Annotated in this window: 15 protein-coding genes; 6 read left to right on the top strand and 9 right to left on the bottom strand. The window is 68.2% G+C overall.

All coding sequences use genetic code 11. The annotated features are described in order from the left end of the window. Positions 1–81: 81 nt before the first annotated feature. Positions 82–1,269, top strand: a complete 1,188-nt coding sequence (locus IC535_RS08940) for a pyridoxal phosphate-dependent aminotransferase (RefSeq protein ID WP_228885330.1) — start codon at positions 82–84, stop codon at positions 1,267–1,269. 1,028 nt (positions 1,270–2,297) lie between these two features. Here IC535_RS08940 and IC535_RS08935 read toward each other — a convergent pair. Beyond that, positions 2,298–4,391 carry a prolyl oligopeptidase family serine peptidase gene (locus IC535_RS08935; protein WP_228885329.1) on the bottom strand — a complete coding sequence of 698 codons (2,094 nt, stop codon included), beginning with the start codon at positions 4,389–4,391 and terminating at the stop codon, positions 2,298–2,300. Positions 4,392–4,425: 34 nt separating this feature from the next. Beyond that, positions 4,426–4,773 (bottom strand): hypothetical protein, encoded by a 348-nt coding sequence (locus IC535_RS08930; RefSeq protein ID WP_228885328.1) that lies wholly within the window; start codon positions 4,771–4,773, stop codon positions 4,426–4,428. A 175-nt stretch (positions 4,774–4,948) separates the two neighbouring features. Here IC535_RS08930 and IC535_RS08925 point away from each other — a divergent pair, with 175 nt between their 5' ends. Further along, entirely contained in the window at positions 4,949–5,554 is a 606-nt protein-coding gene (locus IC535_RS08925; RefSeq protein WP_228885327.1) for a lipocalin family protein, read from the top strand. Between the two features lie 64 nt (positions 5,555–5,618). Here IC535_RS08925 and IC535_RS08920 read toward each other — a convergent pair whose 3' ends face one another. From IC535_RS08920 to IC535_RS08900, 5 genes are all read right to left on the bottom strand, one after another. Continuing rightward, on the bottom strand, positions 5,619–5,921 hold the full coding sequence (locus IC535_RS08920) for a HigA family addiction module antitoxin (protein ID WP_228885326.1): 303 nt from the start codon (positions 5,919–5,921) through the stop codon (positions 5,619–5,621). Positions 5,922–5,930: 9 nt separating this feature from the next. Continuing rightward, on the bottom strand, positions 5,931–6,209 hold the full coding sequence (locus IC535_RS08915; protein ID WP_228885453.1) for a type II toxin-antitoxin system RelE/ParE family toxin: 279 nt from the start codon (positions 6,207–6,209) through the stop codon (positions 5,931–5,933). A 199-nt stretch (positions 6,210–6,408) separates the two neighbouring features. Continuing rightward, complete coding sequence (locus IC535_RS08910) at positions 6,409–7,098, bottom strand: methionine ABC transporter permease (protein WP_228885325.1); 690 nt, start codon at positions 7,096–7,098, stop codon at positions 6,409–6,411. Next, positions 7,095–8,102, bottom strand: coding sequence for a methionine ABC transporter ATP-binding protein (locus IC535_RS08905; RefSeq protein ID WP_228885324.1), 1,008 nt, complete (start codon positions 8,100–8,102; stop codon positions 7,095–7,097). Before IC535_RS08905 ends, IC535_RS08910 begins: the two co-directional genes overlap by 4 nt. Before the next feature lie 141 nt (positions 8,103–8,243). Beyond that, positions 8,244–9,140, bottom strand: coding sequence for a DMT family transporter (locus tag IC535_RS08900; RefSeq protein WP_228885323.1), 897 nt, complete (start codon positions 9,138–9,140; stop codon positions 8,244–8,246). 80 nt (positions 9,141–9,220) lie between these two features. Between IC535_RS08900 and IC535_RS08895 the strand changes: the two genes are divergently transcribed. The 3 genes from IC535_RS08895 to IC535_RS08885 all read left to right on the top strand — a co-directional run bounded on the left by IC535_RS08895 (position 9,221) and on the right by IC535_RS08885 (position 11,234). After that, the gene (locus IC535_RS08895) at positions 9,221–9,703 is read left to right on the top strand and encodes a YajQ family cyclic di-GMP-binding protein (RefSeq protein WP_228885322.1); all 483 of its coding nucleotides are present in this window, start codon (positions 9,221–9,223) and stop codon (positions 9,701–9,703) included. 146 nt (positions 9,704–9,849) lie between these two features. Beyond that, complete coding sequence (locus IC535_RS08890) at positions 9,850–10,443, top strand: DUF1415 domain-containing protein (protein ID WP_228885321.1); 594 nt, start codon at positions 9,850–9,852, stop codon at positions 10,441–10,443. Further along, on the top strand, positions 10,434–11,234 hold the full coding sequence (locus tag IC535_RS08885; RefSeq protein ID WP_228885320.1) for an SDR family oxidoreductase: 801 nt from the start codon (positions 10,434–10,436) through the stop codon (positions 11,232–11,234). The genes IC535_RS08890 and IC535_RS08885 overlap by 10 nt, the downstream gene beginning before the upstream one ends. Positions 11,235–11,551: 317 nt before the next feature. On the opposite strand, the gene IC535_RS08880 is transcribed toward IC535_RS08885, so the two are convergent. After that, the gene (locus tag IC535_RS08880) at positions 11,552–13,588 is read right to left on the bottom strand and encodes a M3 family metallopeptidase (protein ID WP_228885319.1); all 2,037 of its coding nucleotides are present in this window, start codon (positions 13,586–13,588) and stop codon (positions 11,552–11,554) included. A 147-nt stretch (positions 13,589–13,735) separates the two neighbouring features. Here IC535_RS08880 and IC535_RS08875 point away from each other — a divergent pair, with 147 nt between their 5' ends. Beyond that, positions 13,736–14,131 (top strand): hypothetical protein, encoded by a 396-nt coding sequence (locus IC535_RS08875; RefSeq protein ID WP_228885318.1) that lies wholly within the window; start codon positions 13,736–13,738, stop codon positions 14,129–14,131. Between the two features lie 38 nt (positions 14,132–14,169). Here IC535_RS08875 and IC535_RS08870 read toward each other — a convergent pair whose 3' ends face one another. After that, complete coding sequence (locus IC535_RS08870) at positions 14,170–15,282, bottom strand: PLP-dependent cysteine synthase family protein (RefSeq protein WP_228885317.1); 1,113 nt, start codon at positions 15,280–15,282, stop codon at positions 14,170–14,172. Positions 15,283–15,333: the final 51 nt, after the last annotated feature.

Raw genomic sequence — 15,333 nt, 5'->3', positions numbered from 1 at the left:
ATGAACGCCTCGCCACGCGCCCGGAGCGCGAACAACCGATGAAAAGCGTCCTCCTTGCCGATGCCGCCTAGAATCACCGGCATGAGCATCCCTACCCCCACGGCCGGCTACAGCCGCCGCAGCCAGGACATCGAACCCTTCCACGTGATGGCCCTGCTGGCCCGCGCGCAGGCGCTGGAGCAGGCCGGCCACGACGTGATCCATCTGGAGATCGGCGAGCCGGACTTCACCACCGCCGCGCCGATCGTGCAGGCCGGCCAGGCCGCGCTGGCCGCCGGCCATACCCGCTACACGGCCGCGCGCGGCCTGCCCGCGCTGCGCCAGGCGATCGCCGGGTTCTACCAGGACCGCTACCAGGTACAGGTCGACCCCGAGCGCATCCTGGTCACCCCCGGCGGCTCGGGCGCGCTGCTGCTGGCCAGCAGCCTGCTGGTCGACCCGGACAAGCACTGGCTGCTGGCCGACCCGGGCTACCCCTGCAACCGGCACTTCCTGCGCCTGGTCGAGGGCGCCGCGCAGCTGGTGCCGGTGGGCCCGCAGACCGCCTACCAGCTCACCCCCGAGCTGGTCGGGCAGCATTGGAACGCAGCCAGCGTCGGCGCGCTGGTGGCCTCGCCGGCCAATCCCACCGGCACGGTGCTGTCGGCCGCGCAGCTGGCGGCGCTGTCGCAGGCGCTGAAGGCGCGCGGCGGCCACCTGGTGGTCGATGAGATCTACCACGGCCTGACTTACGGCATGGACGCGGCCAGCGTGCTGCAGGTGGACGACGAAGCGTTCGTGCTGAACAGCTTCTCCAAGTACTACGGCATGACCGGTTGGCGGCTGGGCTGGCTGGTGGCGCCGAAGCAGGCGGTAGCGGACCTGGAGAAGCTGGCGCAGAACCTGTACATCAGCGCGTCGAGCATCGCCCAGCACGCCGCCCTGGCCTGTTTCGAGCCGGACACGATCGCCATTTTCGAGCAGCGCCGCGCGGCCTTCCGGCAGCGCCGCGACTACCTGCTGCCGGCGCTGCGCGCGCTGGGTTTCCGCATCGAGGTGGAACCGGAGGGCGCGTTCTACCTGTACTGCGATGTCAGCGCGTTCACCGATGACGCGCAGGCGTTCTGCGCGCATTTCCTGGAAACCCAGCACGTGGCCTTCACCCCGGGCCTGGACTTCGGGCACCACCGCGCGAACGCGCATGTACGGCTGGCCTATACCCAGGAAGTGCCGCGGCTGGAGGAAGCCGTGGCGCGGATCCGGCGCGGGTTGGAGACGTGGGTGCGCTGACAGCGCCGTCCGGCCATTGGTCGGACTTGCTTGGGGGCGGGAAAAGACTTTCTTCGCCGATTTACAGGAAGCCAGCTGCGAACTGCAGCCTCATATCAAAGGCAGTGACCCACGTATGTGCTGATTGGGCTGGCGCGGGTGGGTCGGCGGGACACGCCGTGAACCCCGCTCCGCGGCCCGGCCCAGCCGCCGGCGGCTGTGCGTTCAGTCGCATGCGAGGCAGTGCCTCGCAAGCAATGCGCCTTCACCCATGGGGGCTTGGCGAAAACTTGCTCGCATGCGCTTTCCTGCGCATGCGGCAAGGCCGGGGTTGGGCGTCCTGCCCAGCCCGTCCGGCGTATACGCCGGACCCATGTTTTCGACAGTCCCGCCAACCCACCCACGCCAACCCTCCACACATGGCTGGCACGCATGTAAAAGCGTAGGTCCGAGCCACGCTCGGACAGCGTGAGGCCGAGGCCAAACGTGTCCGACCAGAGGTCGGACGCTGTTGCTATTGCTGTTGCCCTTGATTTTGATCTTGATCTACCTCCCCCTTGGAGCGAGCCGAGCATCGCAGCGGCGGCAAGGGCGAAGAGGTGCGGGTGTCTGAGCGTAGCGAGTTCCGCACCGTCCCTTGCCGACGCGAGAAGCGCAGGGAACCGGCAGGCGCAGCCTGACGGATCGCGGATGGGGCGTGCTTTCTTTGGGTTACGTTTCTTTGCACGAGCAAAGAAAGGTGACTCGCGTCCCGAAGGGACACGAAACGCCTTGGACGTTTAGCTTCTCTGCGAAGCGGAAAAGCAAAAGCAGCCGGCCAGCGGCCGGCACTACCGGTGAAATGCCCGCAATGCCACGGCATTTGACCGGCTGTAGCCCCGCACATCGGCGAAGAACAAAAAAAACGCCGCGCATCGCTGCGCGGCGTTCAAACTGGGGTGCGGCCAACCAGATGCCCCACCACCCGGAGGCGGACCCGAAGCGGGCTTCGGGGTTTCCTGCTGCTACCGGGCCGACAGGCCGTTCCCACAGCCGGGCACCGCCCGACTTTACCGCAACTGCTCCCACAGGAAGCTGTAAGCCAGCGCCTGCATGTGGGCGGCCTGCGCGTTGTTGGCCGCGCCACCGTGACCGCCTTCAATGTTTTCGTAGTAGGTCACGTCCTTGCCGGCCGCGATCATCTTGGCCGCCATCTTGCGGGCGTGGCCCGGATGCACGCGGTCGTCGCGGGTGGACGTGGTGAACAGCACCGGCGGATAGGTCTTGGCCGGATCAAACAGGTGGTACGGCGAGAAGGTCTTGATGAAGTCCCAATCGGCCGTGTCGGGGTTGCCGTATTCGGCCATCCACGACGCACCAGCCAGCAGATGGCTGTACCGCTTCATGTCCAGCAGCGGCACCTGCACCACCACCGCCCCGAACAGCTCCGGGTATTGGGTGAGCATGTTGCCGGTGAGCAGGCCGCCGTTGCTGCCGCCCTGCACGCCCAGATGCCTGGCCGAAGTGATCTTGCGGCTGACCAGGTCGCGGGCGACCGCGGCCATGTCCTCATACGCCTTGTGCCGGTTCTGCTTCAGCGCGGCCTGGTGCCAGCGCGGGCCATATTCGCCGCCGCCGCGGATGTTGGCCACCACATACACACCGCCCTGTTCCAGCCACGCACGGCCCATGCCGCCCGAATACGACGGAGTCAGCGAGATCTCGAAGCCACCGTAGCCGTACAGCAGGGTCGGGTTGGAGCCATCCAGCTTCACCTCCTTGGCGCGCACCACGAAGTACGGCACGCGGGTACCGTCCTTGCTGGTGGCGAAGTGCTGCTCGATCACCTTGCCGCTGGCATCGAAGAACGCCGGCATGGTCTTGAGCACTTCGGGCTGCTTGCCGATCTCGGCGATAGCCAGCGTGGTCGGGGTCAAGTAGTCGGTGACGGTCATCCACAGCGCATCGCTGTCATCGGCATCGACCGCGCCCACCGCCACGGTGCCGAACGACGGCGCCCCGGTGAAGTCGCTTTTCTTCCAGCCGCCGTCGCCCGGGGTCAGCACGCTCAACCGGCTCTTGACGTCATCGAGCACGTTGAGCACCAGGTGGTTCTTGGTCCAGGTGCTGCCGGCCAGCGAGGTGGTCGCGGTCGGCGCGAACAGCACCTGGAAGTCGCGCTTGCCGGCCAGGTAATCGTCCAGCGTGGTCACCAGCAGCGAACCGGCCGCGTAGGTCTTGCCGCCCACGGTCCACGCATCGCGCAGCTCCAGGGTCAGCCACTGCTTGTGCAGGCCCTTCTCGGCCGAGTTCGGCGCATCGATCCGGGTCAGGCTGCCGTCGTCGCCGCGCAGGTACAGTTCGTTGTTGTAGAACGCCAGGGTGCGGCTGACCAGGTTGCGCTCGTAGCCGGGGGTGTCGTCGTGCATCGCCGCGATGTACATGTCATCGGGCTTGCCTTCGTAGACCACGCTGGCCGAGGCCATCGGCGTGCCGCGCCGCCACAGTTTGGCCACCCGCGGGTAGCCGGAGGTGGTCATCGAACCGTTGCCGAAATCGGTGTAGACGAACACCGTGTCGCGATCGATCCAGTTCAGCCCGCCCTTGGACTCGGGGCGGAAGAAGCCGTCCTTGATCCAGGTCTTGCTGGCCAGGTCGAATTCGCGGGTGACGTCGGCATCGGCACCGCCGCGCGACAACGCCACCAGGCAGCGCGAATAGTCCGGGCGCAGGCAGTCGGCGCCATGCCATACCCAGTTCTCGCCCTCGGCCTTGTTCAAGGCATCCAGGTCCAGCACGGTTTCCCAGGTCGGCGACGCCTTGCGGTACTCGGCCAGCGTGGTGCGCCGCCACAGGCCGCGCTCGTGCTGCTTGTCCTTCCAGAAGTTGTAGTAGTAGTCGCCGATCTTCTGCACGCCGGGAATCTTGGCGTCCGAATCGAGCACTTCGCGCAGGCTGGCTTCCAGTTTCTGGAACGCCGGGCTCTGCGCCAGGCGTCCTTCGGACTTCGCATTCTGCTGCTTCACCCAGTCCAGCGATTTCTCGCCGGTGACGTCTTCCAGCCAGGCATACGGATCGGCAGGCGTTTCAGCGGCCATGGCGGTACCCGCTGCCGAGGCGGTAATCAGGCCTGCCACCAGGCAGGCCGAAGCAAGAGAGGACATTGCAGCTCCAGGCGATCATAAGCCCCGGACGCTATCACACAGGCTGCCCGGCGCTCCCGTGTCGAAGGTCAGGGCGCAGCGCACGCGGCTGGGCGCGGCGGCGGCGCCGTGCCTGCGGGCCACGCCGCGATCGCGCCGCGCGCTGCAGCAACCCCGGCGGCAGGCGGAAGCGATACAGGCTCCACCACGCCAGCCACGGCATGCCGACCAGCCACAACGGCCCCCACCCCAGCCACTGGCTGCTGCCACGTGCGGCCGGCCACACCAGTACCAGCGCCAGCCCGGCCAGGGCAAGCTGGCGGACCGCGCGCAGCACCCGCGGGTCCGGGCCGATGACGGCGCGTTGTGAAGACCGGGAATGACGCGAAGACGACAAGGGCATGACACGACTCCGTACGAAAGTGATGGGCCACCTTGCCGCCCCGGCATCTCACAGGCTGCGACCTGTCCGGGCCACCACCCCGGACCCCGCATGGCGACCGATCTGCACGCCGCCATTGACGTTCTCCGCCGTCCCACCCACCATGCCCCTGCAAGCCACTGGAGCCTTCCGCCGCATGTCTGTGAACCGCCCGCTTCGCGCTGTCCTGCTGCTGTCGACCTTGTCGCTGCTGTCCGCCTGTGCGTTCCGCCACGAGGCCAAGCCGACACCGGCACCGGTGGCCACGCAGGTGGGCGGCGCGCCGATCGACCTGCAACGCTTCATGGGCACCTGGTATGTGATCGGCCGGGTTCCCAACCCGATCGAACGCGGCCATGTCGCCAGCGTCAATGAGTTCAGCCTGCGCGGCGACCAGAAGGTGTCCATCAACTACCGCTACCGCAACGGGTTCTCCGAACCGCTGCAGCAGCTCACCGTGCGCGCCTCGGTCGACGCCGACAGCGGCAACCACAACTGGCGCACCTGGTTCTACAAGATCGTGCCGACCCACACCCGCGTGCTGGAAGTGGCGCCGGACTATTCCTGGGCGATGCTGGGCTACCCGGGCCGCGAAATGGCCTGGATCTTCGCGCGCAAGCCGGACATGGACAAGGACCTGTACAAGCAACTGGCCACCCGCCTGCGCGATGACTACGGGGTCAATACCGACAAGCTCAAACGCGTGCCGCAGCACCCCGAGCAGGTCGACCGGCTGGGCTACGAGGTTCCGAACGTCCGTTGATCCGGGCGGGGGGCAGTGCCGGCCTCGGGCGTCGGCTCGCCCGCCGCTGGCGGGCACGCAGCGATCAGGCGGCCTGACGCGGGCGCACGTTGCTTTCTATTTCCTGCCGGGTCGGCAGCGTCTTGAGGTCGTACTGCGCCTGCAGCGCCAGCCACGATGCCGGGTCGCCGCCAAAATGGCGTGCCAGGCGCGCGGCGGTGTCGGCGGTAATGCCGCGGGTTTCATGCACGATCGCGTGCAACCGGGTGGCCGGCACGTCCAGTGCCCGCGCCAGCGCGTTGATGCTCAGCGCCAACGGCAGCAGGAATTCCTCGCGCAGGATCTCGCCAGGATGAATGGCCCTGAGTTTGTTGGTGGGGCGGCTCATGGGAATGCCTCAGTGGTAATCGACGATCTCAACGTCACGCGGGCCTGCATCGGTCCAGACAAAACACAGCCGCCATTGGGCGTTGATGCGGATGCTGTACTGCCCTCGCCGGTCACCGCTCAGTGCCTCAAGGCGATTGCCCGGCGGACTGCGCAGGAATGCCAGGGTCTGCGCGGCATCCAGCAGCTGCAGCTTCCGCTCCGCCAACCGCTGGATCCCACGGAACTGCCTGGGGCAGCGGCCGGCGAACACGGCGGACGTATGGCGGCAGCGGAAGGACTGGATAATTCCGCGCAACGTATTACGTTAAACGGAATATAGCACGAACGCCGGTCACGCAATGCAGCGCGGCCCGACAGGCCGCTCAATCGATTCGTCGCGCACGATAGAACCGACCGGAGTTGGCCGACCAAGGCCGCCGTGTTTCACCTCCGATCGCCGTGCCGCCGTACCGACCAGAGGGGCAGTACCGACCAACGGTCGGCACCTACCGGCGGCTGTAGTGCGCCACCAGCCGGTCGCCCAGCATCTGCAGCAGCTGCACCAGCACCAGCAGCAGCACCACGGTGACCAGGGCCACGTCGGTATGCGAACGCTGGTAGCCGTCGCGGAAGGCCAGGTCGCCCAGCCCGCCCGAGCCGATCGCACCGCCCATGGCGGTGAAGCCGATCAAGGCGATCACGGTGACCGTGGCACCGGCGATCAGGCCCGGGCGCGCCTCGGGCAACAGCACGCCGGTGACCAGTTGCCAGGTGGTGGCGCCCATCGCCTGGGTCGCCTCGATCACGCCGCGGTCCACTTCGCGCAACGCGGTTTCCACCAGCCGGGCGTAGAACGGTGCGGCGCCGATCACCAGCGGCACGATCGCCCCGCGCACGCCCAGCGAAGTGCCCATCATCCACAGCGTGAGCGGAATCAGCACGATCATCAGGATGATGAAGGGCACCGAGCGCAACAGGTTGACCAGCAGTGCCAGCACGCCATACAGCACCGGCTTGCGGTGCAGCTGCGGCGAACCGGTCAGGAACAGCAGCACGCCCAGCGGCAGGCCGATGGCCAGGGTCAACGGCAGCGAACCGCCGAGCATCAGCAGGGTGTCGACGGTGGCCTGGCCGATATCGGCCCATTTGCCTGCGTCCAGATGGCGGAAGAAGCCGCCTGCGGTGGCCAGCATCATCGGCGCAGCTCCTCAAGGTGGACGCCGGCGGCGACGAACCCGGCCTGCGCGGCCTGCACGTCGCCACCGACCAGCGACACGGTCAGCTGGCCATAGGGGGTGTCCTTGATCCGGTCGATGCGGCCGGACAGGATGTTGTAGTCCACCCCGGTATCGCGCGCGATGCGCCCCAGCAGCGGTTCGTAGGTATCGGCGCCGAGGAAGGTCAGGCGCACGATGCGCCCGGCCACCGCGTCGAAATCCTTGTGCAGCTCGCCCTCGTCGACCTGTTCGGACTCGCTGACAAAGCGCCGCGTGGTCGGGTGCCGCGGATGCAGGAACACCTCGGTGACCGGGCCGGTCTCGACCAGATGGCCGGCATCGAGCACCGCCACGCGGTCGCAGACCCGGCGGATCACATCCATTTCGTGGGTGATCAGCACCACCGTCAGGCCCAGCTCGCGGTTGATCTTGCCCAGCAGCTTGAGCACCGAGGCGGTGGTCTGCGGGTCCAGCGCGCTGGTGGCTTCATCGCACAGCAGGATCTGCGGGCGAGTGGCCAGGGCGCGGGCGATGCCGACGCGCTGCTTCTGGCCACCGGACAGCTGCGCCGGGTACTTGGACGCATGCGCCTCAAGCCCGACCATATGCAGCAGTTCGTCCACCCGCGCATCGACCTGCGCGCGCGGCGTACCGGCCAGTTCCAGCGGGAAGGCGACATTGGCCGCCACCGTGCGCGAGGACAGCAGGTTGAAGTGCTGGAAGATCATGCCGATCTTCCGGCGCAGCACCCGCAGGCCGGCCGCATCCAGCGCGGTGACGTCCTCGCCGTTGATCAGCAGGCGCCCGCCGGTGGGTTCCTCGAGCCGGTTGATCAGGCGGATCAGGGTCGATTTGCCGGCGCCGGAATGGCCGATGATGCCGAATACCTCGCCGGCCTCGATGGTCAGGTCCAGCGGCTGCAGCGCGGCGATCGCGCGGCCGCCGACGGCATAGGATTTGTGCAGGCGCTGGAACTCGATCACTTCGCGGTCAACCGGGCATCGACGGGAGGGGGCGTGCAGCCTACCAGCGCGGGACGGCCCTGGCCCGTGCGGCTGCGTGGAATCATATTCCGTTTGGTTCTAAGACCATGTGATCCCGGCCGGCCGGCAGCCCGCCCGGGCTCAGGGATGGTCCAGCGGCGCCGGCGGCTGGACTTGGCGGACCCGCTCGCGGTGCAGCAGGTACAGACCGGAAGCGACGATGATCGCCGCCCCCAGCCAGGTCACCTGGTCGGGCAGCACGCCCCAGAACAACAGGTCCCAGCCGATCACCCAGACCAGCCCGGTGTATTCCAGCGGTGCGATCAGCGAGGCCTCGCCGAGCTGGAAGGCGCGGGTCAGGGCCACCTGCCCGCCGGCCCCGGCCAGGCCCATGCCGGCGATCAACACCGCGTGGCCCGGCTGCAGCGGCTGCCAGTCGGGAATGGCCAACAGGCCGGCGCCGACCGCCATGATCACCAGGAACCAGACCACCATCGACTGCGGGGTGTCGGTGCGGGTCAGCATGCTGACCGTGATCGCGGCCACCGCGTAGGCGGTGGCCGCCAGCAGCACCATCAGCCCCGGCACCGAGATGAAGCCGCCCACGCCCGGGCGCAGCACCACCATCACCCCGACCAGGCCGATGCCGATGGCGATCCAGCGGCGCGGGCCGACATGCTCGCCCAGCAACGGCACCGACAGCGCCGCGATCAGCAGCGGGGCCACGAAGTAGATGGTGTAGGCGGTGGACAGCGGCAGACTGCGCAGCGCGTACACGAAGCAGCCGATCATCGCCATGCCAAGCACGCCGCGCAGCAGGTGCAGGCCCCAGCGCTTGGGCACCAGCGAGCGCGGCCCGGCGGTGGCCAGCACCCAGACCAGCACGAACGGCAGCGAGGCCGCGCCGCGCAGGAAGGTCACCTGCAGGGTGGGATAGCTGGCCGAGAGCTGCTTCATGCCCGCGTCCATCAGCGAGAAACAGGCCACGGCCATCAGCATCCAGGCCACGGCACGGGAGGGGGAGCGTTGCAGATTCATGCCCCATTATCGCCGTCCTGACCCGGCCGTCCATGCAGGGTTGGTTAGAATGTCGGCATTCACCCGTTGGAGTTCCGCCCATGCCCTCTTTTGACGTCGTCTCCGAAGTCGATATCCACGAACTGACCAACGCGGTCGACCAGGCCAACCGCGAGCTGTCCACCCGCTTCGACTTCAAGGGCGTGGACGCCAAGTTCGTGCTGGAAGACAGCGTGATCAGCCAGTCCGCTCCCAGCGACTTCCAGTTGCAGCAGATGACCGACATCCTGCGCCAGCGCCTGACCGCGCGGAAGATCGACGCGGCGTGCCTGGAATTTGGCGACATCGAAACCAACCTGGCCGGCGCCCGGCAGAAGATCACCGTCAAGCAGGGCATCGAACAGAAGGTCGCCAAGAAGATCGCCGCGAAGATCAAGGAAGCCAAGCTCAAGGTCGACAGCCAGATCAACGGCGACAAGCTGCGCGTGACCGGCAAGAAGCGCGATGACCTGCAGGATGCGATGGCCCTGCTGAGGAAGGAGACGTTCGAGGTTCCGCTGCAGTTCGACAATTTCCGCGATTGACCGGCACGGGCGGCCTGGGCAGCGCCGGCCAGTGCCCGGCACTGCGCGCCGCCCTGGCCGGCCCCGGGCCTTCGGCCCACGGCCGCCACGCGCTGTAACGGGCGCGGGCCGTACAATCGCCTGCCCAGCCCGCGATACCGCCCGCCATGAATGATGCCTCCCTGCCCAATGACGCCGCCCTGGACGGCAGCGACCCGATCGCCGAAACCCGCAAGTGGCTGGAGCAGATCGTGATCGGGCTGAACCTGTGCCCGTTCGCCAAGGCGGTCTACGTCAAGGACCAGGTGCGTTTCGTGCTCAGCGATGCCACCACCGCCGAGGCCCTGGTCGAAGAACTGGCCGAGGAGCTGGTGCTGCTGCGCGATACCCCGGCCGAGCAGATCGACACCACCTTGATCGTGCATCCGCAGGTGCTGACCGATTTCCTGGATTACAACGATTTCCTCGACAACGCCGATGCGGCGATCGAGGCACTGGACCTGCAGGGCATCCTGCAGGTGGCCAGCTTCCACCCGCAGTACCAGTTCGAAGGGACCGCGCCGGACGATGTCAGCAACTACACCAACCGCGCGCCCTACCCGACCCTGCACCTGCTGCGCGAAGACAGCGTGGAACGCGCGGTGGCCGCCTTCCCGGACCCGGACGTGATCGTCGAGCGCAACATCGAAACCCTGGACAAGCTGGGCGTGGAAGGCTGGACGCGGCTGCTGGGGCGCAAGGACACCCCGCGGTGCCACTGACCCCGGCCATCGCCGAGTGGGCCGGCCAGCCGCTGCGTGACCGGGTGGTGATCGTCACCGGTGGCGCGCAGGGCGTGGGCCGCGGCATCGCCCAGGCGGTGCTGGGCGCCGGCGGCAGCGTGATGATCGCCGACCTGGACGCCGCGGCCGGCAAGGCCTGCCTGCAGGAATGGGCGTTGCCCGACCGCGCTGCGTTCCAGCGCACGGACGTGGCCAGCGAGCGCAGCGTGCAGGCCTTGCTCAAGGCCACGCTGAAACGCTTCGGCCACCTCCACGGGCTGGTCAACAACGCAGGCCTCGCCAGCGCCCACGGCACCCCGTTGGCGCAGATGACGCTGGCCGAATGGCAGCGCCGGCTGTCCAGCCTGCACGGCGCCTTCCTGTGCAGCAAGCACGCGCTGCCGGCACTGCGTAAGCAAGCCGGTGCGATCGTCAACATCGCCTCCACCCGCGCCTGGCAGTCCGAGCCCGACAGCGAGGCCTATGCCGCTGCCAAGGGCGGCCTGGTGGCCTTCACCCATGCCCTGGCGCTCAGCGAAGGGCCGCAGGTGCGGGTCAACAGCATCAGCCCGGGCTGGATCGCCACCGATGCCTGGCAGGCGCCGGCGCGGCGACGCACACCCAAACTCTCGCGCCGCGACCACGCGCAGCATCCGGCCGGCCGGGTCGGGCAACCGGAAGACATCGGCGCGCTGGCGGTATTCCTGCTGTCGGAGCTGTCCGGCTTCATCACCGGCCAGGACCACATCGCCGATGGCGGCATGACCCGGAAGATGATCTACGCCGATTGATCAACGTGCCGCCGCACGATGACGATGCAGGGTAGTGCCGGCCGCTGGCCGGCTCTGCATGATGCTCGTAGGCGCGTGGCATCACATGCCCCGGGGAGCCGGCCAGCGGCCGGCACTACCCGTCCCCGCTATTGGCGTCCCCGTTGTCTCCAGGCCGATCGATCGGCACTGGACTGCCTTGCGTCGATCCGTATCCGGAGGCATGGCCCCCTTGAGTCAAGGGGGCGCGCCGATAGGCGCGGGGATCTGGAGACATGGTGAGGCGGGGCCCACGGTGTGCGCAGCAGACCGTGGGGTGGAACGCGCCATTGCGCGTTTTACCCCGCCATGCCGTTATGGCGCAGCAGCGCATCCACCTTCGGTGCGCGCCCACGGAAGGCGGCGAAGTTCTCCGCGGCACTGCGGCTGCCACCACGCGACAGCACTTCCTCGCGGAACCGCCGGCCGGTCTGCGCCACCTGTTCCGGTGCTTCCTCGAAGGCGGCATAAGCATCGGCGCTGAGCACTTCGGCCCACTTGTAGCTGTAGTAGCCGGCCGCGTAACCGCCGGCGAAGATATGGCTGAACTGGTGCGGGAACCGGTTCCAGGCCGGCGGCCGATTGACCGCCACTTCGTCGCGGACGCGCTCGAGCAGGGCCAGCACGTTGTCCTGCTGCGGGTCGAACCCGCTGTGCAGCTGCATGTCGAACAACGCGAACTCCAGCTGGCGCACGGTGAACATGCCGCTCTGGAAATTGCGCGCGGCCAGCATGCGCTCGAACAACGCGCGCGGCAGCGGCGCACCGCTGTCCACGTGCGCGGTCATCGCCTGCACACGCTCCCATTCCCAGCAGAAGTTCTCCATGAACTGGCTCGGCAGCTCCACCGCATCCCACTCCACCCCGTTGATGCCGGCCACGCCCAGTTCGCCGATGCCGGTCAACAGCTGGTGCAGGCCGTGGCCCATTTCATGGAACAGCGTGGTGACCTCATCGTGGCTGAAGGTGGCCGGCTTGCCGCCGGCGCCCCGGCCGAAGTTGCAGACCAGGTACACCAGCGGCGTCTGCACGCCGGCGGCGGTATCGCGGCGGTTGCGGCAATCGTCCATCCACGCCCCGCCACGCTTGCCTTCGCGTGCGTACAGGTCCAGGTAGAACTGGCCGACCAGCGCGCCCTGCGCATCGACCAGGCGGAAGAAGCGCACGTCCGGATGCCAGACCGGCGCATCGTCCGGCTGCACCTGCAGCCCGTACAGCGCGTCGATCACGCCGAACAAACCTTCCAGCACCTTCGGCTCGGTGAAGTACTGCTTCACCTCCTGCTCGGAGTAGCTGTAGCGCGCCTGCTTGAGCTGCTCGCTGGCATAGGCCAGGTCCCAGGCTTCCAGCGTGTCCAGGCCCAGCTGGTCACGCGCGAACGCCTCCAGTTCGGCACGGTCGCGCTGCGCGTAGGGCTTGGCGCGGGCGGCCAGGTCGCGCAGGAAGCCCTGCACCTGGGCGGCGTCTTCGGCCATCTTGGTGGCGATCGAATAGGCGGCGTAGTCGGCAAAACCCAGCAGCGCGGCCAGCTCGGCGCGCAGCGCCAGCACGCGGTCGATGTTGGCGCTGTTGTCCAGCGCGGCATCGCCGAACTCCGAGGCGCGCAGCGCGTTGGCGCGGTACAGCGCCTCGCGCAGCGGGCGGTGCGCGGCGTAGGTCTGCACCGGCAGGTAGCACGGCATCTGCAGGGTCAGCTTCCAGCCCGGCAGGCCGTCCTTTTCCGCGGCGGCGCGTGCGGCGGCGATCACATCATCGGGCAGCCCGGCCAGTTCGGCCGCATCGTCGACCTGCAGCGACCAGGCGTCGGTGGCATCGAGCACGTTCTGCGAAAACCGTGCCGACAGCGCTGACAGCTCTTCCTTGATCGCGCCGAAGCGGGCCTTGCCGGCCGCGTCCAGTTCGGCCCCGCCCAGGCGGAAATCGCGCAGGGCGTTGTCCAGCACCTTGCGCCGGGGCGCGTCGTAGCGGGCCGCTTCGGGCGCGGCGGCCAGCGCGCGGTACTGCTGGAACAGTGCCAGGTTCTGGCCCAGCGCGCTGCCGAAGCGGGTCACCTTGGGCAGGTTGGCGTTGTAGGCCTCGCGCAGCGCCGGGGTATTGACCACGGCCTGCAGGTGGCCCACCTGGCCCCAGGCGCGCCACAGCCGTTCGGTGGCGTCATCCAGCGGTTCGACGAAGCTGGCCCAGGTGACCGGGCTGACCGTCTCGACGGCGCGCACGGCCGCCTCGGCCTGGGCCAGCAGGGCGTCGATCGCCGGACCGATGTGCTCGGGCCGGATCGCATCGAAACGGGGCAGGCCGGAAAAATCCAGCAGGGGGTTGGTGGGGGTCACAGGCATCTCCAGACAACAGGGCCGCGGCCGCGGCATTGCCCACGATATGGCATTGCCGCGGGCCGGGCACAAGGCCTGCGCCGGCGATGTTCACGCGCGGCTGACGGCAGCCGGCCGAGGCTGGAGCCCCCACGGTGCTGTCCCGGAGCAGTCATGGATGGTTTCACCCACGCCCTGCCCGCGTTCGCGCTGATCGGTACCGCCAGCGGCGCCGAGCTGGACTGGATCGCCGCATTGGGCCCGGCCGAGGAACAGCCCCGCCACCGCGCGGCCCTGCAGCAACTGGTCGGTCCCCAGCAGGGGCGCCTGCACGAGGACCAGCTCTGGTACCCCTACGAGGTGATCGAACGCGGCGCGGCGCGCTGCGAACCCGGCCATGAGCGCGAGTTCGTGCTGTGCACGCTGCTGACCGTGCTGGCGGTCAGTGCCGGGCGCCGGGTCGGCGTCGACCTGGCGCTGCAGTTCGACGACCACGCCGCCGCCTACGAGGCGCTGCCGCCGGTACTGCGCGACACCGTCCTGGATGCCTACGAGGCGATCGCTGCGTAACGCCGCCTCATGGCCGGATCACCTCCCGGCCTGCCCGCTCAATACATCGCTTCGAGCGACACGCATGGCAGCGCCGGCAGCCCCTGCCCGGCCACCGCGGCGGCGATCAGCGCGTCGGCCTGTTCGGTGTCGATGCCCTGCTGCCGGTACCAGTCCGGGTTGTAGTAGCTGTGCGCATAGCGCTCGCCGCTGTCGCACAGGATGGTCACGATCGAGCCGCTGCGGCCGGCCTGGCGCATGCGTTCGGCCGCCTGCAGCACGCCGATGAAGTTGGTGCCGGTTGAACCGCCGACCCGGCGCCCGAGCTGGCGGCTGACGTGGCGCATCGCCGCCAGGCTGAGCGCATCGGGCACCTTGACCATCGCATCGACACTGGTCGGGATGAAACTGGATTCCACCCGCGGCCGGCCGATGCCTTCCACCCGCGAACCACCGCTGCAGGTCAGCTCGCGCCATGGCTGCCCGGCCAATGCCGCGCAGTAACCATCGTAGAACACCGACACTTCCGGGTCCGCGCACAGGATGCGGGTGTCGTGGCGGCGGTAGCTCACATAGCGGCCCAGGGTGGCGGCGGTGCCGCCGGTGCCCGGGCTGCACACGATCCACTCCGGCACCGGGTGCGGCTCTTCGGCCATCTGTTTGAAGATCGACTCGGCGATGTTGTTGTTGGCGCGCCAGTCGGTGGCCCGCTCGGCGTAGGTGAACTGGTCCATGAAGTGGCCGCCGGTTTCCCGGGCCAGCTTCTCCGAGTCGCAGTTCAGGTCGCAGGCGCGCTCGACCAGATGGCAGCGCCCGCCGTGGAACTCGATCGCGGCGATCTTTTCCGGCGAGGTGGTGGCCGGCATCACCGCGATGAACGGCAGCCCGAGCAGGCGCGCGAAGTAGGCCTCGGACACCGCCGTGGAGCCGCTGGAAGCCTCGATCACCGGGCGCCCCTCGCGCAGCCAGCCATTGGCCAGCGCGTACAGGAACAGCGAGCGCGCCAACCGGTGCTTGAGGCTGCCGGTGGGGTGGCTGGATTCGTCCTTGAAGTACAGGTCGATGCCGGCGTGCCCGGGCAGGTCCATCGGGATCAGATGGGTGTCGGCCGAGCGGTTGAAATCGGCTTCGATCTTGCGGATGGCGGCGGCCACCCAGTCACGCTGCGACATGGCGAAGAGATTTCTGTTGAATGCATCATTCTACGTCGCATTCGGCACGTA

Origin of the sequence: Stenotrophomonas rhizophila, from assembly GCF_020857975.1 — a bacterium.
Lineage (GTDB): Bacteria > Pseudomonadota > Gammaproteobacteria > Xanthomonadales > Xanthomonadaceae > Stenotrophomonas > Stenotrophomonas rhizophila_C.
The sequence above is the reverse complement of the archived record's forward strand: the minus strand, read 5'-3'. Positions and strand labels throughout refer to the sequence as shown.

Excerpts from the sequence above, each read along its gene's own strand:
- IC535_RS08940 (WP_228885330.1), top strand. The coding sequence starts at position 82 with ATGAGCATCCCTACCCCCACGGCCGGCTACAGCCGCCGCAGCCAGGAC.
- IC535_RS08935 (WP_228885329.1), bottom strand. The coding sequence starts at position 4,391 with ATGTCCTCTCTTGCTTCGGCCTGCCTGGTGGCAGGCCTGATTACCGCC.
- IC535_RS08930 (WP_228885328.1), bottom strand. The coding sequence starts at position 4,773 with ATGCCCTTGTCGTCTTCGCGTCATTCCCGGTCTTCACAACGCGCCGTC.
- IC535_RS08925 (WP_228885327.1), top strand. The coding sequence starts at position 4,949 with ATGTCTGTGAACCGCCCGCTTCGCGCTGTCCTGCTGCTGTCGACCTTG.
- IC535_RS08920 (WP_228885326.1), bottom strand. The coding sequence starts at position 5,921 with ATGAGCCGCCCCACCAACAAACTCAGGGCCATTCATCCTGGCGAGATC.
- IC535_RS08910 (WP_228885325.1), bottom strand. The coding sequence starts at position 7,098 with ATGATGCTGGCCACCGCAGGCGGCTTCTTCCGCCATCTGGACGCAGGC.
- IC535_RS08900 (WP_228885323.1), bottom strand. The coding sequence starts at position 9,140 with ATGAATCTGCAACGCTCCCCCTCCCGTGCCGTGGCCTGGATGCTGATG.
- IC535_RS08895 (WP_228885322.1), top strand. The coding sequence starts at position 9,221 with ATGCCCTCTTTTGACGTCGTCTCCGAAGTCGATATCCACGAACTGACC.
- IC535_RS08890 (WP_228885321.1), top strand. The coding sequence starts at position 9,850 with ATGAATGATGCCTCCCTGCCCAATGACGCCGCCCTGGACGGCAGCGAC.
- IC535_RS08880 (WP_228885319.1), bottom strand. The coding sequence starts at position 13,588 with ATGCCTGTGACCCCCACCAACCCCCTGCTGGATTTTTCCGGCCTGCCC.
- IC535_RS08875 (WP_228885318.1), top strand. The coding sequence starts at position 13,736 with ATGGATGGTTTCACCCACGCCCTGCCCGCGTTCGCGCTGATCGGTACC.
- IC535_RS08870 (WP_228885317.1), bottom strand. The coding sequence starts at position 15,282 with ATGTCGCAGCGTGACTGGGTGGCCGCCGCCATCCGCAAGATCGAAGCC.